20 protein-coding genes are annotated in these 25,352 nt (G+C 56.5%); 12 read left to right on the top strand and 8 right to left on the bottom strand.

From position 1 onward, the window contains the following. The first annotated feature begins 7 nt into the window (after nt 1–7). The 5 genes from PEL01S_RS35210 (at nt 8) to PEL01S_RS11075 (ending at nt 4,918) form a co-directional block, all read left to right on the top strand. Nucleotides 8–130, top strand: coding sequence for a hypothetical protein (locus PEL01S_RS35210; RefSeq protein ID WP_255320100.1), 123 nt, complete (start codon nt 8–10; stop codon nt 128–130). A 64-nt stretch (nt 131–194) separates the two neighbouring features. Beyond that, on the top strand, nt 195–1,586 hold the full coding sequence (locus tag PEL01S_RS11090) for a radical SAM/SPASM domain-containing protein (RefSeq protein ID WP_127460342.1): 1,392 nt from the start codon (nt 195–197) through the stop codon (nt 1,584–1,586). Nucleotides 1,587–1,611: 25 nt separating this feature from the next. Next, entirely contained in the window at nt 1,612–2,841 is a 1,230-nt protein-coding gene (locus tag PEL01S_RS11085) for an MFS transporter (protein ID WP_127460341.1), read from the top strand. Between the two features lie 379 nt (nt 2,842–3,220). Continuing rightward, entirely contained in the window at nt 3,221–3,784 is a 564-nt protein-coding gene (locus PEL01S_RS11080; RefSeq protein WP_127460340.1) for an HNH endonuclease, read from the top strand. Nucleotides 3,785–3,937: 153 nt separating this feature from the next. Continuing rightward, nucleotides 3,938–4,918, top strand: coding sequence for a YihY/virulence factor BrkB family protein (locus PEL01S_RS11075; protein WP_255320099.1), 981 nt, complete (start codon nt 3,938–3,940; stop codon nt 4,916–4,918). A 55-nt stretch (nt 4,919–4,973) separates the two neighbouring features. Here the strand turns inward: PEL01S_RS11075 and PEL01S_RS11070 are convergent, their stop codons facing one another. From PEL01S_RS11070 to PEL01S_RS11055, 4 genes are read right to left on the bottom strand one after another with little or no spacing between them, the layout of a single operon-like run. Then, complete coding sequence (locus tag PEL01S_RS11070; RefSeq protein ID WP_010493440.1) at nt 4,974–5,198, bottom strand: hypothetical protein; 225 nt, start codon at nt 5,196–5,198, stop codon at nt 4,974–4,976. 3 nt (nt 5,199–5,201) lie between these two features. Beyond that, complete coding sequence (locus PEL01S_RS11065; protein WP_063180078.1) at nt 5,202–5,387, bottom strand: hypothetical protein; 186 nt, start codon at nt 5,385–5,387, stop codon at nt 5,202–5,204. Then, nucleotides 5,377–5,685: a hypothetical protein gene (locus PEL01S_RS11060; protein ID WP_063915644.1), complete on the bottom strand. Its 309-nt coding sequence runs from the start codon at nt 5,683–5,685 to the stop codon at nt 5,377–5,379. The genes PEL01S_RS11065 and PEL01S_RS11060 overlap by 11 nt, the downstream gene beginning before the upstream one ends. Before the next feature lie 27 nt (nt 5,686–5,712). Continuing rightward, nucleotides 5,713–10,368 (bottom strand): cation-translocating P-type ATPase, encoded by a 4,656-nt coding sequence (locus PEL01S_RS11055; RefSeq protein WP_127460339.1) that lies wholly within the window; start codon nt 10,366–10,368, stop codon nt 5,713–5,715. A gap of 158 nt (nt 10,369–10,526) precedes the next feature. On the opposite strand from PEL01S_RS11055, the gene PEL01S_RS34465 reads away from it, so the two are divergent. Together PEL01S_RS34465 and PEL01S_RS11050 are read left to right on the top strand one after the other, a co-directional pair. Continuing rightward, entirely contained in the window at nt 10,527–10,691 is a 165-nt protein-coding gene (locus PEL01S_RS34465) for a hypothetical protein (RefSeq protein ID WP_164824272.1), read from the top strand. Nucleotides 10,692–10,784: 93 nt separating this feature from the next. Beyond that, nucleotides 10,785–11,129 carry a glycine zipper domain-containing protein gene (locus tag PEL01S_RS11050; protein WP_063180081.1) on the top strand — a complete coding sequence of 115 codons (345 nt, stop codon included), beginning with the start codon at nt 10,785–10,787 and terminating at the stop codon, nt 11,127–11,129. 46 nt (nt 11,130–11,175) lie between these two features. On the opposite strand, the gene PEL01S_RS11045 is transcribed toward PEL01S_RS11050, so the two are convergent. The 4 genes from PEL01S_RS11045 to PEL01S_RS34460 all read right to left on the bottom strand — a co-directional run bounded on the left by PEL01S_RS11045 (nt 11,176) and on the right by PEL01S_RS34460 (nt 15,385). Then, entirely contained in the window at nt 11,176–12,204 is a 1,029-nt protein-coding gene (locus PEL01S_RS11045) for a phosphotransferase enzyme family protein (RefSeq protein ID WP_127460338.1), read from the bottom strand. A 140-nt stretch (nt 12,205–12,344) separates the two neighbouring features. Continuing rightward, entirely contained in the window at nt 12,345–14,276 is a 1,932-nt protein-coding gene (locus tag PEL01S_RS11040; protein ID WP_127460337.1) for a hypothetical protein, read from the bottom strand. Between the two features lie 19 nt (nt 14,277–14,295). After that, nucleotides 14,296–15,234 (bottom strand): hypothetical protein, encoded by a 939-nt coding sequence (locus PEL01S_RS11035; protein WP_063180093.1) that lies wholly within the window; start codon nt 15,232–15,234, stop codon nt 14,296–14,298. Further along, complete coding sequence (locus PEL01S_RS34460; RefSeq protein ID WP_157244031.1) at nt 15,224–15,385, bottom strand: hypothetical protein; 162 nt, start codon at nt 15,383–15,385, stop codon at nt 15,224–15,226. Before PEL01S_RS34460 ends, PEL01S_RS11035 begins: the two co-directional genes overlap by 11 nt. Nucleotides 15,386–15,594: 209 nt before the next feature. On the opposite strand from PEL01S_RS34460, the gene PEL01S_RS11030 reads away from it, so the two are divergent. From PEL01S_RS11030 to PEL01S_RS11010, 5 genes are all read left to right on the top strand, one after another. Continuing rightward, on the top strand, nt 15,595–17,373 hold the full coding sequence (locus PEL01S_RS11030) for a vWA domain-containing protein (RefSeq protein WP_127460336.1): 1,779 nt from the start codon (nt 15,595–15,597) through the stop codon (nt 17,371–17,373). Nucleotides 17,374–17,411: 38 nt separating this feature from the next. Next, nucleotides 17,412–20,801: a tubulin-like doman-containing protein gene (locus PEL01S_RS11025; RefSeq protein WP_127460335.1), complete on the top strand. Its 3,390-nt coding sequence runs from the start codon at nt 17,412–17,414 to the stop codon at nt 20,799–20,801. A 268-nt stretch (nt 20,802–21,069) separates the two neighbouring features. After that, nucleotides 21,070–23,487, top strand: coding sequence for a hypothetical protein (locus PEL01S_RS11020; RefSeq protein ID WP_127460334.1), 2,418 nt, complete (start codon nt 21,070–21,072; stop codon nt 23,485–23,487). Further along, nucleotides 23,477–24,019, top strand: coding sequence for a GNAT family N-acetyltransferase (locus tag PEL01S_RS11015; protein WP_127460383.1), 543 nt, complete (start codon nt 23,477–23,479; stop codon nt 24,017–24,019). Before PEL01S_RS11020 ends, PEL01S_RS11015 begins: the two co-directional genes overlap by 11 nt. A 21-nt stretch (nt 24,020–24,040) precedes the next feature. After that, nucleotides 24,041–25,339 (top strand): vWA domain-containing protein, encoded by a 1,299-nt coding sequence (locus PEL01S_RS11010; RefSeq protein WP_127460333.1) that lies wholly within the window; start codon nt 24,041–24,043, stop codon nt 25,337–25,339. Nucleotides 25,340–25,352: the final 13 nt, after the last annotated feature.

Raw genomic sequence — 25,352 nt, 5'->3', positions numbered from 1 at the left:
ATATCACATGAAAATGGAAAATACTTTCCATGGTGTAGACGTATTGGACGAGGCTGTAGATTTGGCGGAATTGTCCTCGATTATCGGCGGCGAAGATAGCGATGCGAACGATAACTGTAACAATTGCTAAGTATCACGGAGCTGGAGACATTCGTTTCCAGCTCTTCTAACTCTTAAAGAGGGCGGTGAATGGAATGGAACCATTTACAGTATTGCCGCAGCGCGAAGGGTCAACCGGTAAAAAAAGGTATCGCGCCTCCCGCTATAACATTAAGGCGGCGGAGCCGGATGGAAGCATGTACATCACGAATACGATGTCAGGCGCATTTATGCATATTTCGGCCGAGCAGGTTCCCTATATCGATCAACTGCTCAAGCTAGGAGCGGATGAACCGTTGGAGGGCGCGGCCGCCGTCTTGAAGAAGCAAGGCTTCCTCGTCCGCGAGGATATCAACGAGTTTTTTCGCGCCCGCATGCTGCACGAAATGATCGGGAGAAGCGAGCAGAAGCTCAGGCTCATCTTTTTGACGACCGAGCAGTGCAACTTCCGGTGCAAATACTGCTATGAGAAGTTCGAAAAAGGCAAGCTGCAGCCGGAGGTCATTCAAGGCATCAAAACGTTCCTTCGGCACAAAGTCCGCTTTCTTAACCATTTGCAAATGAGCTGGTTTGGAGGCGAGCCCCTCCTTGCGCTTGATGCGATAGAAGAAATCTCACGGCATATCATTCCCTTGTGCGACGAGTACGGCGTGAAATACCGGTCGAACATGACCACGAATGCATACCTGCTGACGAAGAAAACGATTGAGCGGCTGTTTGCCTGTCGCGTATTCGCTTTCCAAATTACGCTGGACGGCGACGCCGAGCAGCATAACGCCAACCGGTATTTGCAGAACGGCGCTCCCACGTTCGAAACGATTTTTCAAAACCTGCTGCACCTCAAGGAACGCCCCGAACCGTTCCGCTGTAAAATCCGCATTAACTTTGACCAGACGAACGTGCATCAGATTCCAAGCTTTATCCAAAAGCTCCGCGTCCATTTCGGAGAAGATCCGCGGTTCCGCATCGATTATTTCCCGATCGGCAAATGGGGGGGGAAGAACGACGACAATCTGGAAGTGGTGTCGCTCAAGGAGTCGGTGAAGCATCAATTGAATTTGTGCACGATGGGCCTAGAAGAAGGGCTTGGCAACGACCTGGAAGACATTTTGAAGCCGGGCGGTTACGTTTGCTATGCGGCCAAATCCAACTCCTTCGTCATTGGTTCGGACGGTATCGTCTACAAATGCACCGTAGCCTTGTACAACGAAAACAATCAAATCGGGCGCATCACGCCAGACGGACAAATGCAGCTCGATGCCGACAAGCACGCGCTGTGGATTATGAACGACGAGTCGGAAGATTCCGGCTGTAAATCCTGCTTCCTGCGTCCTTCCTGTCAAGGCGCGTCGTGTCCGCTTGTGCGGATCGAGAAGGGGGTAGCCCCCTGTCCCCCGCTGAAGTCCAAAATTAAAGACGTGATCCGCATCGTCGGCAAAGAAAAGCGCAAAATGGCGGTACAAAAGGCCACCTCCGCAAACGCCTAGGATGCGCGAGAAAGGGAAGTAAACCATGCTCAATAAAAATTTCCTGGCCTTTGTCGCATGTGGAATGGTGAGCAGCATCGGGGACTTGCTTTACTTTTTCGTATTTTCCTGGTATATCGCGTCGGCGACGCATTCCGTTCAATATATGGGGACGATTATGCTGGTCAGCGGGATCACCCAATTTGCCGCCAGCATATTTTGCGGGGCCTGGGTCGATGTATGGGGAGCCAAAAAAATCATCGCCGTCTCTAATGTGATACGTGCGCTCCTAATGGTTGGATTGATGCTGGTGAGCACGACCCAGGCCCCGTCCTTGGTTGTGCTTCTGCTGATCGCTATCGCTTTTGCCATCACGGATGCCAGCTTTTATCCTGCGGTAGAGACGATCAAGCCTCAGCTTGTGTCCGAGGACCACTTAAGCCGAATGAACGGCGTGTGGTACACCCTTGCCCGCGTCTTGTCCCTGATTGCCCCTTCCATAAGCGTACTATGCATGAATCTGCTCGGCATTCAAGCTTCCTTTCTTTGTATGGCCGGATGCTATACGGCATCGGCACTGCTTCTTCTATTCGTTCGTATCCAAAAGACGCAAACTGAACCTAAAGCGAAATCCGGCAAATGGAAGCATTATACGCAAAGCCTTACGGAGGGCTGGGTCTTTATTCGGAACAGCCGAATGATGATGACGCTCCTATGGCTTATTTTTTGTGTAAATATCGGGGCGAACAGCAACGGCTTGCTGCTTCCGTTTCTAATGAAAAGTATGAACTGGGATGCGCAGCATATGTCGTATATTTATACTTGGCAGGCCGCTGCCGGGATCGTCTGTGGGAGTTTATTGTCGGTGAAAAGCGTGAAGCAGCCGTCCTTCCTTTATGTATTGATCGGATTTTTGGGCCAGGGATTGGCGATTTTAACGGTCTGCTTTTCTTCCACCCTTGTGTTTTTATGTCTAAACTTCGCGTGGCTGAGCGTATGTACGGCATTGGTCAACATTTTTATCCGCACGATGATGCAGAAAGAGGTGCCCAATCGCTACATGGCGCGGGTCGGCAGTCTGTTTGCGGCGATTAGTATGACTTCTACGCCGCTATCCCGCTTTTTTACGGGATTTCTGACCGACCGCCTCGGGGTAAGACAGATGTATTTTTGGGCAGGTGCATTTGAGGTTATCGTGGTCGTTGTGTTTTTCATGCTCTATAAGCAAATTACCGCTCAGCCGGGGGTGAAATCGCAAACGGAGGTTAGCGGATAAGGCCGAACGGCCGAATAGAGTGTTGAGAAAGAGGTTTTGACTGAAATAGAGAAACATACGGAGGTGGGGTATCTACTGGAGGAGCGATAGCGCTCGCCTTTGTCTGCGGGAAATACCCGCTGCTAAGCGGCTTCAATTAAAAATTTCTTGCAGACAAGAGCGACCGGAAGTAGATATCCTACCCCCTCGTACACCTCTATTACTTCAATTAACCACTTTCTCAACAATCACCCGGAGAGCGACGCTCCGGCTTTTTTTTGTGCCGTTAATGATATGTAGCGTCAACGATAAGCGGCGTTAAAGAATGGAACATGCGGAAATCCCGGCAAACCTGTTATACTAATCCTTAGCGATGTCAGACGAAAAGAAGAGGAACAACATGATCGGAGCCTACTGCAGCTTGTACAAATCGTGCAAACGCTGCGGACAAAGCAAATATTACCGGCAGTTCCCGCCCCGAAGCGGCCGGAAAGCAAGCGGGTCCTCCCGCAAAAACATATGCCGCAAATGCGAGCGGAAAAAGCCGGCTGCGCCAGCCCCGCAAGCACCCCTGGTGCCTCGAGCGGCGAAGCTGCTGAGACAAGACCGGCAGGGTATGATTCGCATGAAGGGAAAAAGCAATAACGGCAGGCCGTGGATGCAAGAAATCGAATGGAGCCTCGCAGTGCTTTTGGTAGAGGAACAGGCGGCTGTCGTTGTTACGCCATACATGATCCGCCGATTGTACAGCAACGATGATTTCCGCAGCATGATTATGACCCGGGATCATTATACGTGCCGCTATTGCGGAGGATACGGCGATACGATCGACCATATCGTCCCGAAATCCAAGGGAGGCCATACGACGCCGGTGAACTGCGTATGCTCCTGTTATGCATGCAATCAGAGCAAGGCCGATCAAGATGCCGCCGGGTTTATGGAAAAGCAGCGTTCCCCCGTCTGAATGGAGACAGCGCCGGTTCGTGCTGCTGGGCGAACGCCACGGTTGCCGGCTGTCTGCTCTTGATTCATAAGAGGAGCTTTACGGTTAAGTAACCTCCAAGCACAATTCCAAGCTAAGCTGTCGAATATACGGCAGCGGAAGGGGGAAGGTGTGATGACGAGAACCGTAGAGCCCGGAGATCGGGAGCGCGCTTCGTTCGATGAAACCGGATTCGACATGGGTACGCGAACGTCCTTCGGCCGCAGAAATGCGAAGCGGCGGATAGGATTCGCGGCTTTTTTACAGCAGCTGTACTGCCGGTTTCAAGACGATGAGGTGCCCGCATTGGGGGCGCAGCTTACGTATTATTTGATTCTGGCTTTTTTTCCGTTTCTCATTTTCGTTATTGCTTTCCTTAGCTTCACCGATATTACGGCAGCAGAAGCTATCGACAGCATGGCCCGAATAATGCCGGAATTGTCAAGCCGAGCGGTGGCGGACGCTTACGAAGAAATTCAACGGTCGCGCAGCGGCTCCGTGCTTTCTATCGGATTGCTTGCTGCCCTGTGGTCGGCCTCGAACGGCATCAGCGCGGTTATTAAGGCACTGAACAAGGCGTACGACGAGGAGGAGAGCCGTCCGTTCTGGAAGGTGAAGGGAATCGCCGTTCTCTTTACCTTCGTCTTAGCCGTTGTCATTTTGTTCACCCTCGTGCTGCTAATCTTCGGCAGGATTATCGGTTTGGCGCTTTACAATATTGTACATTTCCCGGGAAATTTCGATTTGCTGTGGAATTTTGCGCAATACGCTATTCCGCTTGCGACTATTGCTGTCGTATTCGTCCTGTTATACCGCTTCACGCCTAATTTGCGGCTTACGTTCAGAGAAGTGCTGCCCGGCGCTCTGTTCGCTACCGTCGGCTGGGTGACCACTTCGCTGTTATTCTCCTACTATGTCAACCATTTCGGCAACTATACGAAAACGTACGGCAGCATTGGCGGCATCATCGTGCTTCTGACGTGGTTATATTTGTCGAGCATCGTCCTGATTCTCGGCGGCGAGATCAACGCCACCCTTCACTTTGAACGGCACGGCAAACGGAAGCCTGCCTGCAAGCCGTTCGGTTTCCCGCTGCGGTCGGACCGGCGAAATTGACGCGGTCTAATAAGACCGGGCAGAGCGCGCTCGCCAGGCTTCGGACCGATTCCGTCTAGCGAATGCGCGGGAAAGCGATCCAGCTCCACAGGTTGAGCTTGGATTGCTTTCCCTTTTCCCGGACCTGCTGAAAAAATTCCCCTAAAAATCGTTCCCACTGCTGTCCCACTTCTTTTTTGGCCGCTGCGTCCGCTTGGACATGAAGAATGCTTTTATTCAGCGCCGCATCCAAATGGGACAGCGCTTCGCGCAAATGGAAATCGACAGAGGGCTCCTGCATGCTTCAAGTCTCCTTTAGTTCCGTTTCTCGATTGCCGTCTCCAATCAAAAAGGCAAAAAAATGTCCCCATTGCTCCGACATTAATTGATGGGCTTCCTCATTGGAAGCTTGCAGCTTGGTCGCAGTTAAGGCTTGCTCCAGATGGAGCCGCGCCTGTTTCAGGTGAAATTCGACAGAGTCATCGTTCAAGCGCAGCTTCCTCCGCCTCGCTGCCGGTCAGCGCCGGTCCGAACTCATCCCCCGAAGAGGCGATTTCAAGGTCCAGCTTTTTTTTCATGCGCTCGAACTGTGCTTCGGCGACGATATCTTCCAGCTCCTCACGGGCCCGCTGCAAGGACGAACGGGCCGCGCCCGCCGCGCTCCGCAAGCCTTGGTAACCCGCTTCGGCAACAGGAAGCAGTGTGGTTTTGACAACGGGAAGGAGCGCCGACGCCGCAAATGTAAGCGCGGCGCCGACCAGCCATTTTTCGATTTGTTGTTCTCTCATGATTCTTACCTCCGAATAGACAGCAAGCTATGCGACGACGGCCGTCCGCATTTGTCGAACCGGATTCGCTGCCCCCGGGCGTCCCGACTCGATCCATGCCACGAGCGGCTTCGACAGCAGCGTTACCGAGCCGGCAACGGCAAGCACCGGAATCCAGTGGCTCCATGCGATCGGGGCTGCATGGAAGAAGCGGGCCGCCGGCGGTATATACAGGGCGGCGAGCAGCGAGAGCCAGGATACGCCGAGTGCTCCGACCAGAAAGCGGTCCTGGCTCCAATCCTTGACCGACTCGGCTGAGCCCTCCTGCCGCCACGAGAACGTCTGCATGAGCTGGCCCGACACCAGCGTGGCAAAAGCGATGCTCCGGGCTGCCGGGAGAGGAACTCCGGACGCGAGGCTTGCCGCGAACAGTCCAAGGGAGCCTAAGCCAAGCAGCGCGCCGCGTGCGAACACTTTCCGGTACAGATTGCCGTCGGCGATTTCGACACGCTCCGTCAGCTTTGTTTTATTCCCGGGATTGATGGCCAGAACCATAGCGGGCAGCGCATCCGTGATCAAGTTCATGAGCAGGATCTGTACGGGTACGAGGGGCAGCGGCATGCCCAGGATAACCGCGGCGCTCGACACGATGATTTCCGCCAAATTGCCGGTGAGCAGGCAGCCGAGCGCCTTGCGGATGTTGCCCATAATCGTCCGGCCTTCCTTTACGGCCTCGACAATCGTGCCGAAATCGTCTTCTTTCAGCACCATATCCGCCGTTTGCTTCGTCACCTCGGTGCCGGTTCTTCCCATCGCGATCCCGACATTGGCTTGCTTGATGGCGGGCGTGTCGTTAATCCCGTCACCGGTCATCGCCACAAGGTGGCCTCGCTGTTGAAAGGCGCGCACAATCCGCAGCTTATGCTCCGGCGACACCCGGGCAAAAATGGCGGTGTGCTCGACCGCTTCCTGAAGCTCTTCGTCGGTCATCCGGTCGAGCTCATGCCCCGAGAGCACCCGCTGCGAGCCGTCGTACATGCCGAGCTGTCTGGCGATCGAAATGGCTGTGATCGGATGGTCGCCCGTAATCATAACCGGCTTGACGCCAAGCGCCAGCGCTTCCTGGATGCTGTGCGCGGCCTCCGGCTTCGGCGGGTCCATCATGCCGACCATACCGACGAAAATCATGTCCCTCTCGTCCGGCTCGGGAAGGTCCCCATCCGTGAGCGGACGATAGGCGAAACCGAGCACGCGCAGCGCTTCGCCGGACAGCTTGCCGTTCTGCTCCAAAATGATTCGTTTGCGTTCCTCGGTCAGTTCGAGCAGCCGGCCATCCGACTGGACTTGGGTACAGCGCTGTAAGAGCATTTCTACAGCCCCTTTGGTAAACACATAGCAGTCCTGAGATTCGGTCCCGGCCGTATCCTTGCACACGACGCTCATCTTGCCGGTGTTCGAATCGAAAGGAATTTCTTTGCCGCGATGCCATTGCCGCATAGTTTCCGGACGGGTGCCCGCTTTGGCGGCAAAAGTAAGGAGCGCTCCTTCAGTCGGATCACCTTTGACGATCCAATGTCCTTCGTCGTCTTGCTCCAGCTTCGCATTGTTGCACAGCAGGCTGATTTGCAGGATGCGGGCAAGCTCAGGCTGCTGCGGGCTCTGTTCGAGTGCTGCAACTGCTCGGCCTGAGACGGCCGTACGGCGAATTTCACCGGACGGATCGTACCCGGTACCGCCCACTTCCCAGCTCCGGTTCAACGAGATGACGTGCCGGACGGTCATTTCGTTTTTGGTCAGCGTTCCGGTTTTGTCCGAGCAGATAACCGTCGTCCGGCCGAGCGTTTCCAGAGCGGACAGCTTGCGGACGAGCGCCTGCTTGCGGGCCATGCGGAAGATGCCGGCGCTCAGCGCGATCGTAATGGTTACGGGCAGCCCTTCGGGGATAGCCGAAGCCGCAAGCGCAATGGACGTGGAGATCATCTCCATCAGCGGAATGCCCCGAAGCAATCCTGTGGCGAACACGATGCCGCAGACGATCAGTGCTCCTTTGATGAATTTTTTGCTGATGGAGGTGACCTGCTTCTGCAGCGGCGTCAATTCTTTTTCGTCGTTCTGCAGCAGGGACATAAGACGGCCCATTTCCGTATGCAGACCGGTCTGGACGACGACGCCGGTCGCTTTGCCCCGGGTAACGTCGGTGCCCATATAGATCATATTGGAGCGTTCTGCCAGCGGGAGCGCTCCGTTGACGGGGGCTTCCTGTTTCGGGACAGGGACCGATTCCCCCGTCAATGCCGCTTCGCTGACCTGTAGATTATACGATTCGACCAACCGGATATCGGCAGGTACGCGGTCGCCGGCCTCCAACTGCACGATATCGCCGGGGACGAGCTCCAGTGCCGAAATCTCTTCCAAGGTTCCGTTACGGAGCACCTTGCAGGTCGGGGGCTGGTACCGGTTGAGCGATTCGATGACCTGCTCCGCCTTGCGCTCCTGCATCGTGCCGACTGCCGCATTGGCGAGCAGCACCGCACTCATGGCAATGCCGTCGTACAGGCCGCCGGTAAAAAACGACAAAGCCGTCGTCCCAAGCAGGATTAAGGTGGTAAATTCTTTGAACTGTCCCAAAAAGGAGGCGATCCAAGGCGTCGGCGGTCGTCCTTCCAAATGATTGCTGCCGTGAGCGCTTCGCAGCGCATGAACCTGTTTCGATTCAAGCCCGCGCCCGGTATCGGTGCCATAATGGCTGACGGCCCGCTCCCACGGAGCCTCGTGCCAAAGAACGGGCGCTTCCGCCGTAGCAGCGGCTTCCCGGTCGCCCGTCACAAGCTGCGGCAGAGCTGCCCGCTCGCTCGTTTGCCGGAAAGCGGACATAAACGCCAACGAAAGGGCGTCGGAAGCCAAATTGACAAGCGGCGCACGAATGAAGCCGAATGCTGCCAAGGCGGAGCCCAGCATGTTCCAGATTGCGGTAAGGCGGTAATTTCGGTGTACGCTGCGGTCCATGCGGGCGGCCAGTTCCAACGTCCGCGGAAGCTCGGACAACTGCTGCACCGTGATCGATGGAATGCCATATTCCTGACACAGGGCATGAACAGGCGAGGCATCGCCACTGGTCACCAGCAATGCGTTCTCTCCGCGCGGAACGCCGGCTGCCAATCGTTCGGCCCATTCGCCGGGCTGAAGCGATAGCCAGTGCGTATCGAGACCTTGCCGCTCCAGCAGCGAGATGTCCGTCCCTTCGCTGCAGCTTAAAGCGCCGATCGACCATCCTTGCGCTTTCAATTCGCGAATCAAGGGGGCGTGTGCCGAATGAAGCTGCCGCTTTTTGCTCAGCAATCCGATGCAGGTTCCCCCGCTGCTTTCCGCCTTAACCCCGATGAAGAGCACATCCGAGCCTTGCCTCGCCAATCTCTTGGCTTCCAGCTCGTACATTCCGCAGTCGATGCCCTGTTCCTGGCAGTAGGCATAGCTCCCGGCAAACACGCGGGAGCCGCTGATTTTGCCTTGTACGCCCTCCGCCGACTCTTCCACCTGAAACGCCGTCCGTAGGGTACGGCACGTTCGTCTGGCTTTTTCCGATAGCTCGGCTTTCCACGGATGGCTGCTTTTTTCAAGCAATGAGGCCGTTAAGCAAATCGCCTTATCGGGCTCCGTTTCTTTCGTCAAACATTGAATTTCTTCGCTTTCATCCCGATAAAGCGACGAAGCATCCTCCAAGAGCAGCGTTTTCGTTCTTGCCAGCTTGGACAAGGAGCCGCTGTCCGGCAGCAAGGCTCGATTTTCGGCGCACACAAGCTCCGCCTGCTGCCAGCCGTATTCCGCCGGAATGAACGCCGGTCTGGGGTTGGCGGCGAGCAGCACCGCAACCGCGCGCAGAGGATCGCGCGTTAGCGTAAGAGTCGCTCCGGCGCCGATTAGCCCCCATTTGTTCGCATTCTCCGTATATCGCTTAATTTCAGGTGGAAGCACCGCCGGCGAGCGGTTCGCCGCCACCTGATTTCGTTTCCACTCCACATATTGCAGAAGGCCGATTCCCGCCAAAACGATCAGATTTTCCCGCACCAAAGCAAGCGCTAACGCGCCCGTTCCCAGAAGCAGATCGGCGTTCCACCTGCGTTCCTTAGCAAAGCTGTGAAACCCCCGTCTCAGCAGCGGATAGCCCGTAATGACAGAGAGCCCGGCGGATAAATAAAATGGAGCCGGACTACGGGCCAAAGCCGATCTGCCAAGCAGCAGCTGCTTCGCGCCAAGCACGGCGAGACCGCCCATGCTGAGTGCAAGGGGAAGAGGCATGCGGTCTGAAGCTCCCGCTACGCATGATGCCTCAGGTGGCTCCGCCGCGGCCGCGGCTTCCCGCTTGGCGTACGATGCATCCGGGGAAGGGGAGGACTGCTCCCGAGTCGGAGGAGCATCATGTGCCCTGAACGGTTTCGGGTCGCCACAAGGCTGCGAAAGCTCCTCTTCCAACTGTTCGATGCGTTCGAGGACTTGCTCTGCCTTCAGCTGCCGCTGATCGTACGTCAGAAGAACCCTGCCTGAAAGCGGGCATGCCCGGACGAGGGTAATTCCGGTCCAGACTGAAAGCTCCGCCTGAATCTGCTGTGCCGTATCCGGATTGTTATGAAGACCGTAAAATTCGATGCGAATGCGTCCTGGCAGCATTCGAACAAACCGTCGATGTTTCAAGCTTTCCGTAGGCATACATACGCTCCTTGGGCTTCCTCGTTTTGGAGTCTGGGGCTGATTTTCGCTAGTATACACAGCCTTTAGTGATTTATGCAGCTCGTGTTCATGCATAATTTTTCGTCAATGTGGGATGATCTGTAGTACATTATTTTTTGAAAGGGTGGGGTGAGACCATGGCGAAGCTGCCGATCGGTTATATACTTGCGGGTGCCGCGATGATGCTGGCATTTTCCCCGGAAGCCCGGAAAACGATGCGCAAATTTGCGGTAAAAGGAACGGAAGCCGTGTTGAATTTGACGGAGCAGGCCAAAGATACGGTGGGAGGCTTACGGAAGTAAACCCGAGGGTCTGACAGAGTGTTTTGAATGCGGACAGGGCAAGCTAAAAGAACGGCCATGTGATGGCCGGATGACTCGAAACGAGGTGGGAGCATGTTTCAAAACGGTTCCGTATGGACCGGACTGATTTCGGGCGGCTTGTCTCAAATACAGGATACGAATGCGCTGGCCAAAGGGCAAATGAAGACGAAGGAATACGCCGTGCAAACCGTAGAAAATGTGACGGGAGCCGTCGGCGTTATGGCCGGGGTAGAGTACGGCGCGATGCTCGGGTCAACCGTGCTTCCGGGCTTCGGAACAGCGGTCGGCGCAGTGTTGGGCGGACTTGTAGGCAGCTCGGTCGGGCGCAGTGTTGGCCATCGGGCCGGGGATGCTTTGCTCAACAACCGAACGGTCCAAGGCACGAGTCAACCCCTGCAGCCGCAGCAGAATCAGTAAGAAGGGAAACCGGGGGACAGACTCCCGGTTTCTGCATGAATGGAGGCTACAACGGCGCTCGGCAGTAATCTTTTTTGAAGTAAAAAATCATGTTTTTCAGCTCCTGATTCACTTGCTTCGTATTTCCCGCCTTGATCTCTCCGAGCACTTCGTCCACTTGATAGCAGGCAAACGCCCTGCGCAATCCGATCAAGTCGTTCAGCAAGCTCCGTTCCCGCGTGTTCAGAGGACGGCTTCGCTCATAGCCGGCTATCACCGCCTCCAAGTATCGATCCCCTATGGCTTCGGAGGTTTCCTCGTTTTCCTTGTCCGCGGCATAAGCCAGAAACGATGCTTCTCCCGCCAAATGGCCGACAAAGACGTCCGTTCCTGCCAGATGAAAATCAATCACGCCGCACAGACGTCCGTTTTCATCCGCAAGCCAATTGTTTAAAGAAAAATCTCCTTGCACCGGACCGCCCGGCAGTTCAGACCAACCTGCCCGGAGTATGGAACGTTTTTCACGGTACAGGGCGAACAACTCTCGCACCAGTGGCGGCTCTGCGCCGCTAGTCTGGAGCGCCTTTTCCAAGGCTTGAGCATCCTGATCCAGCTCGTCTTCCTGGCCGAACAGGCTCCACGGGCTTCCGGAGGTAAAAGGGATCGGTGCGAGCGCCTGGCCAGCAATCCGGTGCATGGCTCCGAGCCATTCGCCTGCTTGTTCGGCGAGGCCAATCGCTAGGCTTTCCGGTTCTTTTCCCGGCAGCCAGGTTTCCACAGTCGCCCAGATCTCGCGTCCTTTCCGCGACAAAATCAGGTAAGGACGTCCGTCGCTTCCGTACAAGCGTGTCGGGACGTTAAGTCCGCCGCCGGAGAGCAGCCCGCACAAGGAGGCTTGTCCTGCAAGGTCCTCCAACGCCGAATAGGAGTTGGATATCATCCGCACGGCATAGCTCCGTCCGTCGGACGTCGTTGCTTTAAAAATAATGCGCAGGTCGTCCGGCTCCTCTTCATGCTGCACCCGGCTCAAACCGGCGAACGCCGGCAATTGAAAATGATCCCGTATTTTGTTTAGCAGACCTTCGTCATCGAACACAGCCCGTCAATCTCCGATCCTTAAAAGATATACTCCTCATACGGAAAAACCCGGTCATTTGTTGCAGCGTCAAACTAAAAAAAGGAAGACTCCGCCTCTGAAGACGGAAATCTTCCCTATTTTAACGTTGTATGGTCGGCTTACGGCTCTTCGTCCTGCACGAGTGACGATACTTGCACGACGTAAGCTTTCACCGTCTTGTTTCCTTGCTTCAGATCCTCGGTTGAAGTGTACGTGCCCGTGATGACCGCCGGGCCGGTGCCGAACTTGAATTTGCCAGTCAGCACGAGGAACACGTCGTCAGCCTTGACGATGGCACGGTTATCCGTAACCGATTGGATGTCGCATTGGAACACGACCTTCGAGTTTTTGTACTTCGGCAGCTCGTTGGCCGTAATGCTTTTAACTTCCTTCGCGCCTTCTTTGGCATCCTTAGTCGTGACGTCCTTCGGATCTTTTTTATCCGCGTCCGGCTTCACGTCGCCGTTTCCGTTCGTGACAGCGTTGTTCCCGTTTTCTTCGGACTTGACGAAGACATACCGCCCGCCGCGGTATTCGTAGACCGCTTTTGCTCCGGCTTGGGAGCCCGGGGCTGCCGTACCGTTCTTGTCCGTACTATTCTTGTCGGCACCGTTCTTATCCGTCCGCTCGGGCACGGGATTATCGGCGCTTATGACACCCGGACGCACCGACTCCAGCTTATCGGCCTCCAGATCGAGAATCGGCTTAAGCTCGGACCCGTGCGCTTCGAACGCCACATAGCGGGCTTTCCGCTTCTTGGAAGCCGCTTCGAGCAGCAGGACGGGCTGTCCTTCCGTGCTGAGCTCGTCAGCAGGACGAATCGATTTAACTGCGGCCAGGTCGCCCGGTACGGCTCCTTCTGCGATCTCGATGCGCTGGTCCGTGAACAGCCGGGCGAGTACGAGCTTTTTCTTGTCCATAACCGCAGCGGCAGCCGATTGCGCGCCGTTCGACCCTTTCAGACTTGTGGCGGCGGTGAGGGCGCCTTCGATCCCGGCCTTTTGAAGCAGCACGGCCGGATCGCTTTCCAATCGGCGCTGACCGAGCGCCTGCAGCTCTTGGGACGTGTCGCGGTAGGTGCCGAGCGTTTTGTACAGCTCTTCGGCCTCCGCATACTTTTTCGCGGCGATCAGCTGCTCCGCCCGGGCCATTCGGCCGTTCACCACCGTTTGGATATACCCGTTCAGCTTGCTGCCGCTGCCGAAGAACTCCTTGTAGGACTGCACGGTTTTGGCAGCGGCCAGGAAGCCGCCCAGATCGTTTTTCTCCAGCTTGGCCAGCGTGTCTTGTGCCACCTTCTCAAGTTTTGCAGAGACCCAAGGAGCTTCCCAGCCCCGATCCTTATATAATTTTTGGAGCTCCCCGCCTTCCTTCAACATTTCGTCCAGCGATTTGGATTTGACGAGTGCGTCCAGGCGGCCTTGGTCGTATTTTTGCAGCAGCGGGTTTAGAGCTTTTCGCTTCGCCGCTTCGTCCTTATAATAGACCGCGGGAATTTGCAGCAGGAAGCCGACAGCGGTATCGGCATCGAATTTTTTCTTGGTGACGGCGCCTTCGACGCTTTGGATCAGCGCCGTCTTGACCGAGCCGAACGCTTCGGCGAAGCGCGCGTCGATATTGTAGGAAGCCGCGGTTTCCGCGAACCGCTTCTGCGAGCCTTCGTCCAGCTTCGCGACCTGCGACTTAGCGCTCTGATACGATTCGTACGCTTTCACCAAGCTGCCGGCGTCGTTGACGGCAACCGCCGACGCGATCTGGTCGTTCAGGGACGAGAACAGCCGCTTTGCTTGCGTAACCGGCTGAAGAGAGCTGAGCGCCTGCTCCGTTTCCGCTTCTTTATAATCGACGAAGCCGATTTTTCGCGCCTTGAGGAACAGCTCTTCGGCTTCGACCGCGTTGCCTGCGGCAAGCTGGGCCGCCGCCTGCTGGTAAAGCTCCGCTTTTTGCCACCAAGCGTAGACTTTGACGCCCGCCGCCAAGAGCGTGAGGACGAGGACGGCAATCGCGGCGTTTCTGTAACGGATGGATCGTTTATACGTAGAGATAGACATAGGCAGCCTCCTTTCCTTTCTACAGGATGCCTTGGAATTCCGGGTCGAAGTCGTATTTCAGCTTCACGGCATCGCGCGCTTTCTGGGTCAGCTCGGGATCGGCGTCCGGCTGCTCGGCAAGCAGCCGGCACAGCCGCAGCAGCCGTTCCTTCGGCAGCTCTTGAGCGTGGTCCAGCAGCAGGCTGCGGTACGCGTGCAGATTGGATTTCACGCGCAGCGCGGCTCCGGCCGCCGCCGTGAGAACGTCTCTTCCCTCGGGAAGCCTCTCGATCATGCCCCGGTATTTCATGACGTAGTCGAGCACTTCGCGGGTGATGAGTTGCGGACGCACTTTGCCGATTTCATGCATGTATTCGACGACGTCTTTGTCGAAGCGGTTCGGCAGAAGGGAGCTGAGCTCGAGGTCCATGTCACTGCGCAAAATAAATTTGTTCAGGCAGTACACCTTTAAAATTTTGATCGAGTCGTCTTGAATGAAATAACCGATCTCGCGGAACTTTTCATAGGCGGTCTTGAAGTCTTCCGCCCGGAGGTCCGCTTCCGCATCGTCGATGTCGAGCAGCAGGCCTTCGCGAATTTTTTGCTGATCTTGCAGGAGTAAACGGCCTAACGTACGTCTATATAAGATAGGCTCGTAGCGCTTATGCAAAAAAATGTACAGCGCGAGCAGCAGAGCGGCGCCGACGACGGACAAAATCATCTGCTCCGCATTGCGGGCGAGCAGGAAGGCGAGGGCGCCGATCGCGCCAACAGCCAGCATGCCGGTCTGCCTGCGGTGCTTCAGAACCGCTCCGGCCTGCTCGGGGACGGCGCTGCGGCTATCCTCGGCTTCGCACGAGAGGCAGCGGTCGTCCCACAGGCAGGAATACCGGCTGCAGCGCCGGCACTGCTTCAAGCGGTCGAACAAATGCGAGGTCGCCTGCGTTTTGCGGAATTGAACGGCGGTTTTAGTCGTCATGGCTTTCACCTGGATCACCTTGATTTAATCTTGCCGCGAATGCAGCATCGATGTCCGCAAGCGGGACGTCTTGCTTCCGGCTATAAGAGCAGTACATAAAAAATGCTAGAAGAAACAGGGCTCCAAGAGCCAACACAGCTACGGTCAGCATGATTCTCTCCCCGGTATTTTCGAATTTGAAAGGCGATATCTTAAGAATTCTGTAAGGTTTCGCTAGTGGAATTTTACTTTCTGACCAGTTAATATGTAGATTAGTAGACGACATGCAGTTCCATTGTACTACCCTCTACGGCAATTTACTACACTATACCATATTGGTTCGGGATGGTTCGACATCGGGCCGTCCATAGGTTTGGAGGAATGAACCACGTGAAAATCATCAAAGCGCTGCTCCGACCCGCCGCTGCTCTGCTGCTCGCCGTCCTGATGCCGCTTCAGGCCGCTGCGGCCCCGGCGGGCGCCGTCGATATGAAGATGGACGCCGTTCTGTCGGTGGACGTCAGCACGTCCATGAACGAAAGCGACGTTAACAAAGTCAGCAACGAAGCGATGAAAATGTTCGTCGATATGGCGTCTGTGCAGGGCGATAAAATCGGCCTCGTCGCTTATACCGACCAAGTGATGCGCGAAAAGGCGCTGCTTCCCATCAACTCCGCCGCGGATAAGCAGGACTTGAAATCGTTCATCGACAAGCTCTCCAAGGGGCCTTACACCGACATCGCCGTCGGCGTAAGCGAAGCGGTGAAGGTGCTTGAATCCGGTACCGAGCCGGGGCACGTGCCGCTCATCGTGCTGATGACTGACGGCAACAACTCACTGAACGCCGGCCGCACGCAGCAGCAGTCCGATCAGGAGCTCAACGATGCGATCAAGAAAGCGCAGGACAAAGGCATCCCGATTTATACGATCGGGCTCAATGCCGACGGAACGCTGAACAAGGCGGTGCTGGAGCGCATCTCCAACGAAACGAAAGGCAAATCGTTCATCACGAGCACGGCGGACAATCTGCCGCAAATTTTGAGCGAAATTTACGCGAGCCATTTCAAGCTGAAGGTCGTGCCGCTGACCGGCTTCGTGGCGAACGGGCAGTTTCAGGATGTGAAGGTGACGATTCCGAACGCCAGCGTGCAGGAAGCGAACATTTCGATCATGTCTTCGAAGCCGGTGGAGGTGAAGCTGTTCGACCCGTCCGGCAAGGAGCAGAAAATTCCGTCGGATCGCGTCGTTTATACGGCTTCGAGCGCTTACTCTTTATTGAAGGTATTAGCGCCGGCGCAAGGCGACTGGAAGCTGCAGGTCAAAGGCGTCCAGAAGGAAAAAATTAACATTAATCTCGTTTACAATTATGATCTGCAGCTCGTCATGGAGCCCCTGGCATCGACGACGCTCAAGCCGGGCGACGAAGTGCAGGTCAAAGCGTATTTGCAGACCGCCGGACAAAAGACGGCCGATGCGGATTTGTACAAGGGCTTGAAGGCGTCGGCGGTCTTGACGGACCTGGATACGAAGAAGACCGAGGAGAAGCCGCTGACGATCGGCGCGCAAGGCATTGCGGGCAGCTTCAAGGTACCGGATGCGCACGATTACGAGCTCAAGCTCAAGGCGGAAGGTACGAACTTCCTGCGCGAGACGGCGCCCGTGAAGCTCACGGCCAAATCCGGCGGAGCGGCATCCAAGCCTGTGTCCGAGCCGACGAAGGAGGCGGCCGGCGCGCTCAGCCCGACCGTATGGGCGGCGATGATCGTCGGGGCGCTTGTGCTTGCGGGAGCCGTTCTGTATGCGCTGTCGGCTTACCGCAAAGCGAACAAGGGCTTCGTCGGGCAACTCGTGATTGAGGTCAAGGACGAGGACACGGGCGAGCGGACGAATCCGCAGTACCGCAAGCTGAACGCGTTCAAGGGCAAGGTGACGCTGCATCAGCTGCTCCAGCTCGCGCCGGAATTTGCGGAAACGCAAAATATCGTCTTCCGGCCCGGTCCGAACGACACGGTGCTGCTGCATAACGCAACGCCTTGCGTCGTCGAAAAAGGCGGGCGGGTGTTCGATGCCGCCAAAGGAAAAGAAATTCGTGCAAATGACCGCATCAAAATCGCACTTCAAAACGTCAATAAGTCGATAAGCGTCGAATACTTGAAATAAATATCCCATTTGGCCTTGGTAACAGGAGGAGTCCGGACATGAAAGCAGTAGTCAGAGAGCATATACAGCAGTTGGACGTATCCTTGGGCGGCGGCATTGTCAGCGAGAAAATCCGCGTTGACACGATCGATAACCCGATGCTGGTCATCGGTCTCGGAGGCACGGGCATCGATGCGCTGCTGCGGCTCAAGTATCAGGTGAACCGGCGGTTCAAGCTGCCGGAGGACCCGTTCACGAAAAAAAAGCGTGAGAAGCCCGACAACATCGAGTTTCTCGCGTTCGAGACGAACGAGCACGACCGCAACAAGCGGTACAAGGGCATCGGCCTCGATCCGATGACCGAATTCGTGCTGCTGTCGAACGCGGAGATCGGCAGCGTGCTGCAAAACCGCAGCATTTTGGAGCCGTACATGAAAGAATGGCTGTCTCCGGAGCTGACGATTACCGACGGCATCAACGGCGCTTCGGGCGTCCGGCAAGCCGGCCGTTTGCTGCTGTTCACGAAGATCGTGCAGGTCGTGCAGACGATCGAGCGCAAAATCAAGACGCTGTCGGTGGGCACGAACAAGAAGCTGATGGTGTTCTTGTTGACGGGTATCTCCGGCGGTACGGGCAGCGGCTGCTTCCTCGACATCGCGTATATCGTGCGCGGCATTCTGGAGCGGGATTACGGCTCGGCCGGCGTCGACAAAGTCGGCATTCTCGGCTACCTGTTCACGCCGGATGTCAATCTGGCGAACAAGGCATTGACCGAGCATTCGCGCGAATATATCAAGAAGAACGGCTATGCGGCGCTCAAGGAGCTCGACTACTGGATGAACGTGGATGAGCGAGGCGACCGGTTCAAGCAGCAGTACGCGAACATCCTGACGGTCAATTCGCCGATGCCGCCGTTTAACCTTGCGCATCTTATTTCGGCGACGAATCTTGAAGGCAAGCAGCTCGAAAATGCGTACGACTACTGCATGAACGTGACAGCGGAGAACATCACGAACTTCATGGCGAGCGAGCAAAAGCAATCCGGCGAGGAATTCGCCATTCACGACTATATCAGCAACATCCGCACGAACATCAATCAGATGCCGAAGACGTATGCGGCGAACTATCAATACAATATTTTGGGCGCGTCGTCCGCAGTTTTGCCGATCGAGGAAATGACGACGTTTTTGGCGTACAAAGTATTTCAGCGCATGTCGACGATGTTCGAGGCGGGTCCGAGTCAGGAGGACGTCGAGAAGCTTGCGCATAAGCTGGGCTTCGACCCGGATTCGATCCACCGCGAATTCGACAAAAACGTGCCGGAGCCGCTGCCCGGCTACCAGAACAGCGAGCGGCTCAGCTACAACAACGTCGTCAAGCAGCAGATCGTCCATATCGACACGGAGCTGGAGCAGAGCTACCTGTCCCGGGCCCGGGAGGAGTACATCAAGGCTCGCAAGCAGTTGCCGGGGGAAATCCGGGAAGTGTTCGCCGAGCAGATGGGCAAAATGTTCCGCCATCCCGAGCAGGGACCGTTTTACGTGTCGCGGATCATTTTGCAGGATAAAGGCTTCTGCCTGCTGAAGCTGATCTCGTCGTACATCGAATCGCTGAAGGAAAGCGTGTACCGCATTCCGCGGGATATCGAGGCGGCGGGCGATACCGCCATGCAGAAGCTGACCGAAGCGAAGAGCGCGTTCATCTCGAAGGACAAGAAGAAAGACGCGTACATCGAAGCGAAAATCCAGGAGTACCTGCTGCATGCCGACCGAGAGCGGATGGAGCAGATGATCGAGTTCTACGAGGATCTGTACACGCTCATCAACAACGACAACTCGCGTATTTATCAGGTGTTCACCGAAATCCTGAACGAGCTGAATAAAGTTTTCCAGAAAAACGGCGATATCCTTACCAAAGGCCAGGAGGAAGTCGATCACAAGGGCAACCGTACGTACTATTGGAACATCGTCAGCGTGCCGGATATGGCGAAGCTGATCGGCGACGTCACCGATGAGAAGAACGTCACCGAGCTGATCCGCGACTTTACGCAGGAGCTGCTGGAGAAGTCAAACCAGTGGATCAAGGAGCAGGAAGTGGACGTCGTCAGCTCGATTTCCGAGTTTTTGACCGAGCAGTTCAGCGACCTGATTACGAAGTCGATGGAGGATTTCCTGATCATCAAATATGGCCACGAGGATTCGCTGGAGAAGCTGGTGGAGCAGAAGATCGCTGGCCGTCTGTACGAGGAAGCGAAGCCGGTGTTCCATCTGACCAACAGCTCGGGCAATTTCAACTTCCCGTCGTGGGGCTTCGTCTCCGTGCCGGTGAAGGCGCCGAATATTTTCAAGGGCATCCGCAACTTCCAGGACAACGCCATCGCGAACTCGCGCTTCACGATCAAGGAGAGCGAAGTGAAAAACCGCGTCTTCTGGCTGAACACCCAGAACGGCATTCCGTTGTTCCTGTATACGCCGCTGAAAGTATATGAGGAAAGCTACGAGCGCTCGATTTTGGAGCCAGAAGGCGTCGGACGCCATCTCGTCCAGACCGAGAAGACGAACTGGACGTACCTGCCGTCACCGATCCCGGAAAAATCGTGGGGCGACACCTACGAAAACGCCCGCGTAAAACATTACAACGCCGACGTCCGCAGCATGTTCGACCAATCGCTGTCCTTGCGCATTATTCACGAAAAATCGGCGGATCAAGGCACAACGGGCCGCTACGAGTGCGTATTCACGAAGTCGTTCGATCTGGAGCAAAAGCTTACGGCGTATCCGATGCAGCTTGACGCGGCGAAGCCGAACCTCGGCGAGATCAAGCGCTGCGTCGCCGACTTGAAGGCGCTTGTGGCAGGCGGTCTGGAGCAGGACGGCCTGAAGGACATCTTCGGCAGCGTGAACGAGGAAATGGCGAAGGAGAACTTGATCCGCTCGCCGGAGCTGCTGCGCCGCGTCCGCGAGGAGTTGGGCAAATACCGCCGGATCGAAGCGAAAATCGCCGAGCTGGAGCAGGTGCTCGCCGCCCATCAGGACGAGGAGAAATTCATCCAGCAGTTCATCGAAGCGATGTATACCGGCGCGATCGTCAAAAAAGGCGCGCTGTACGTATACGACCATGAGGCGGAAGAGGACCCGTGGGAGCCGTTCGTCAACCTGATGCAGTCCGGCAAATTCCCGGAATACGAAATTTACCGCAAAATCCGCGCCCTCGACGCGAAGCGCCTTGGCCTGCTTCAGCGCAAATCGTCGAAGCTCAGCCAGCAGCTTACCGCTCAAGAAGACATCAGCGGCCTGTTGACGAAGCTGCAGGACATGGCCGGCGCTTATCAGGACGCCAAGTCCGCGCTCGACTACGACCGCGGCGAATATGTCGACGGCGAAGATATGTACCAATTCTACAAGCAAGTCGCCAGCAAGGTGAGCGACATCCTTCGCAGCTTGAAATAGCAGCTTGGTAGCGATAGCGATAGCATATAAATACGCAGCCGATCCAAGGCTGCCGCGGTTTTTTAGTTATATTTCGTTTGAGATTTCGTCGTGAAACAGGTGACCTGTCCCCCGGAAGAAGCGCTTGCGCTGTCCGCCTTTGAAATCTGTGAAAATACCATTAAATTTCAATTCAACTTTCACAGGTTTCAAGAGCGGCTGGAGGGGGATAGGTCACCGTCCCAACAAACGGCGAAATCTCAAACTCCCCGATGGGAGGGTCAGGATCATGCGGGAGAAATTGATGCAATTCGCGAGCGCATACGCCGCGGAAACAGACAGCATGGGAACGGGCGGGGATGAGCTTCGCAGCATCAACCATCCCCTCGTGTTCCTGTTCGTCGGCGACCGGTCGGCAGAGGCGCTGGAGCAGGTGTACGACCTGAACCGGAAAAAGTGGAACAACAGCGCCGGCGTCGTTTATTTACATATCGGCACGGAGGATGGCGCACAGGAAGCCGCCGCGCGGGACAACGTCTACAGCTGCCGTCTTGGTGGAAGCGGCGGAGACAAGAAAACGCAGCGCGCCGAAGGGTATAAGCAGTTTTACCGGGACGAGGCGAAGCTGCTTGAATTGAACGTTCTCCTGCGGCAGATGAACAGCCGCATCTCGGAGTACGGACGGCTGTACGCCTCGCTGCAGCGGGTCAATATCGCCGTGGTCACGCGGGTGGACGATCCGCTCAACGCGCTCGTGCCCGAGCTGACGGTGCTGATGAAATCGATCTTCAGCGAGAGCTTCCGCTCCGTGGTCGTCGACTTGTACGGACTGCTGCAGGAGCAGCAGCCGGGCGACGATTTCGCGTATGCGGCATCGCTCGGCGTCAGCTTTATGCGCGAGCTGGACGAAGTCCAGCGGCGGGAGTTCCGTTTCAGCGCGGAGCTTCAGGTGACGGGTGACGGCATCAGGCTGCCGGTCGAGCACCGGGACGCGGCATTGTTCGACACGGTGTATATGATCGGAGACAAAGACGAGCGCGGGCTATTTGCGGCTGGCGGCATGCAGCGATGCTATGAGATCGTGTGCCATTTGAACCTGCTCAAGAACCGCAAAGCCGCTGACGAGGTCGATCCGAGGCATGGCGCTTACAACCACCAGCAGTTCAAGCAAAACATGATGCCGCCGGGCGAGGCGGGCGGCATTTACGCCTCCGCCGGATTCGCCAAGGTGACGCGGCCCAATCAGGCGATCGCCCTGACGGTGCTGTATCATCTGTACCGGGGGATGCTGCAGCGGATGCGCGATAACGCGGTGATCCATCCGACGGAGCTGCTGGAGCTGGCCGAACTGGACCCGCGGAAGGCGGAGGCCAGCGTCCGGGCCGTAGCAGGGGAACGGGCGAATCCGGTCGACGCCATGTACGGCTTGCTCTATGAGAACGTGCCGCACCACGAGCTGCGGTCGATGTCTCTGCGGCAGGCGGAGGCGGCTTTGTTCGGGGGGAACGCTCGGGCCTTCTTCGAGACGAATGCCGTTCGGGTCATGGAAGCGGCGCTTGAGGCGCGGGACGGGGCCGGAAGGCTCGCGCAAACGCTGCAGCGCAAAGCGGTTGACCATCCGTCGTACGGTTGCTACTGCATGTATCTGTGGACCTCGGAGCAGGAACGCGGAGCGGAAACGCCCAGTCTTATCGCCATGGTCCGGGAGTGGCGCTTCGAGGCCGAGCGGCAGCTCGAAGACGGCAAGCTCGACCTCGAGGCGCTGTACGAGGAGCGGGTGGAAGATCAGCGGTATGCCAAAGGCTCGCTGCTCGGTTTTCTATCCGCCAAAAGTCAGGTTAAGCCGCTGGCTCGCGGAATGCTGGAACAAATCTACGGCTTGAAATACGAGCTGCTGCTGCTGGAGCTGACCATCCGCGAGCTTCGGAGCTACGAGCGGAAGCTGGAAGAGCTCCACGACCGGATGAAGCGGTATGTCCAGCGGCTTCACGACATCGAAGCGACGCTGCTCGACGCAAGCCGCCGCAGCATCTCGGAGACGAACGACGAACTGGGGCGGAACATAAACGAATACTACGGTCATGTCGTCGAAGTGATCGCCGCCGAAACGGAAAACCGCCGGGGGCCGCAGTTTTATTTTGACGAACGGTGGGTCGGGAACGTCACTGCGCTGCTTGAGCAGAGCGACGAAGCACTGATCGACAAGCTGATTGCGGCGGCGAAGCGGGAATGGTTCGTCCATCCGCTGTTCCATCAGCCGTTCGAGCAGGAGCTGCTGGCGCGGGCGAACGTGGCGGTCAGCTACGACAACCGCGAGGTGCTGACGAAGGAAGAGCTATACCGCGATCTGTACGTGACGCTGGAGAGCGAGGCGGCGATCCGGCTGGACGTTTACAACTACACGCACAAGCATCGATATGAAGAAAAATATTTTTTCGGCGATTTTCAAAGCGAATTGATCCAGTATGCGTACAGCGTCGATCACGGCAGCCGCACCTACAAGCTCGGCTGCATTCATGAGAAGAAGCAGAGCGGCGTCGAGAAGCTGAATCTGATGGGCGGATTCCGCATCGCCGACCTGATGTACTACCGGAACGGCAGGCGGTATTACGATACGTATGTGCGCAGCGGGTATGAGTTTCACGGACGTGAGATGCCGGAAGAACCGGCGGCGGAAAGGAGAGAGGACGGCCATGATGAGCGATAAGGGCTCGCCCGTGTATATCCGATTTTTCGAACCTGCGGATGCGGAGGCGCTGCTGGCCCTGCATGTGCGCAACCGGGACTTTTTCCAGGCGTATATGTCCATCCGCGAAGAATCCTTTTTTACGCTGGAGGCCCAGTCGGACTGTATCCGCCAATGGAGCGACGAGCGAAATCAGGACCATCGTTATGCCTTCGGCATATTTCTGGCGGAAACGGACGAATTGATCGGGCAAATTTCGCTGTTCAATGTCATACGCGGGCCGGTGCAAAAGGCCACCATGGGGTACTGCTTGGACCAACGGCATAACGGGAAAGGATATGCATCCGAGGCGGTACGGCTGGTCGTGGATTTTGCGTTTAATGAGGCCGGCTTGCATCGGATCGAAGCGGGCGTGATGCCCCGTAACGGGGGCTCCATGCGCGTTTTGGAGAAGGCGGGCTTCCGCCCGGAAGGCTTGGCGCGCAAAAACGTGAAAATCAACGGAGTGTGGGAAGATCATCAAATGTTTTCGCTTTTGGACGAGGACGTTTGAAGTAGAAAGTGAGGAAGGCCGATGAAACGTCGGAAATGGAATCCGCTGCTGACCGGACTCAGTATCGTGGGTGGCTTTCTAGGATTTATTGCAGGGGAAATGATGCTTAGCCGGTGGGAAGGAACGCTGCACGAAACCGTGCTGATGGGGCTGTATTTCGGGGTGTTCGCCCTGATCGTCGGGCTGTGCTGTCTGCTGGCGGAGATCCTGTCCCCGCAATTGAACGGAAGAAACTGGCGTCTTCGCTATGCCTCCGACGGATGGAAGCTGCTCGTTCCCGGCACGCTTCTTCTTCTTTTTGCGGCAGGGGCGCTGTTTCAGTGGGCCTATGGGCTATATTTCGATTCTGCGAAATCGGGGCGGCCGCAAGATTACGTGCTCATTTTGGATACGTCCGAGAGCATGAAGCAGAACGACCCGAACAAGCAGAGCTTGCAGGCGGTCAAGTCGTTGATCGGGCAAATGGACAGCAACAAACGGGTCGGGGTGCTGACGTTCAATGATACGGTGACATGGGTGCAGAAGCTGACACAGCTCAGCAGCGAAGCCGTCAAAAGCCAGGTGCTGGCGCAAATCGACGCGATTCCCGCCCCGACCGGGGGAACCGATATCGCGCAGGCGCTTACCCAGGCGATCGACCATATGCAGAAGGAATCGCATCGCAAAGGAGCCGTTATTCTCATCTCGGACGGCTACAGCGATGTGGATGTCGCCCGAGTCGTACAGCCTTATAATCTGGAAAATGTCACCATACACACGATCGGGATGAAGCAGCCGAACGAGGAAGGGAGCCAACTGCTGCAACGGATCGCCGAAGCGACGGGCGGAACGTTCCAAGAGGTGAAGCAGGCCGAGCTGGTGACGGACGCATTCCGCAACATTTATTTGAAAGACCATCATTTCCATCTCATGAACGAACGGCAGGGACAGATGCAAGGCAGCGGTTGGCATGCGGCGCTGCGGGTCGTGCTGATTCTGTTCATCGGCGCGCTGCTCGGGCTGTCGCTTGGCATCGTGTTCGACAACCGCTTCCTGGCGCGCAGCTTTGCTCTAGGGGGCGCGGTAGCAGGCTTGCTCGCAGGTCTGATGCTGGAATACGGCCTGCCTTCGGAGCATCCGGGCACCGTGCGCGCTATAGCGGACCTTATTCTGGCCGTCGTGCTGTCGCTGTCCACCTTGCTGTTCGCCGTGCATGAAAGCACCGGCGCGAACACCGGGCTTCGCCGCGGCAGACCGCGTGAGCTGTATGATGGTCCGGATGGCGAGAGCAGCCGCTATGGCGGAAGAGACGGCAGCCGGACCGGCAAGCGGTTCCGGTAACGACGGGAGGCTG

The organism is Paenibacillus elgii NBRC 100335 (genome assembly GCF_004000865.1).
Classification (GTDB): domain Bacteria; phylum Bacillota; class Bacilli; order Paenibacillales; family NBRC-103111; genus Paenibacillus_G; species Paenibacillus_G elgii.
The sequence above is the reverse complement of the archived record's forward strand: the minus strand, read 5'-3'. Positions and strand labels throughout refer to the sequence as shown.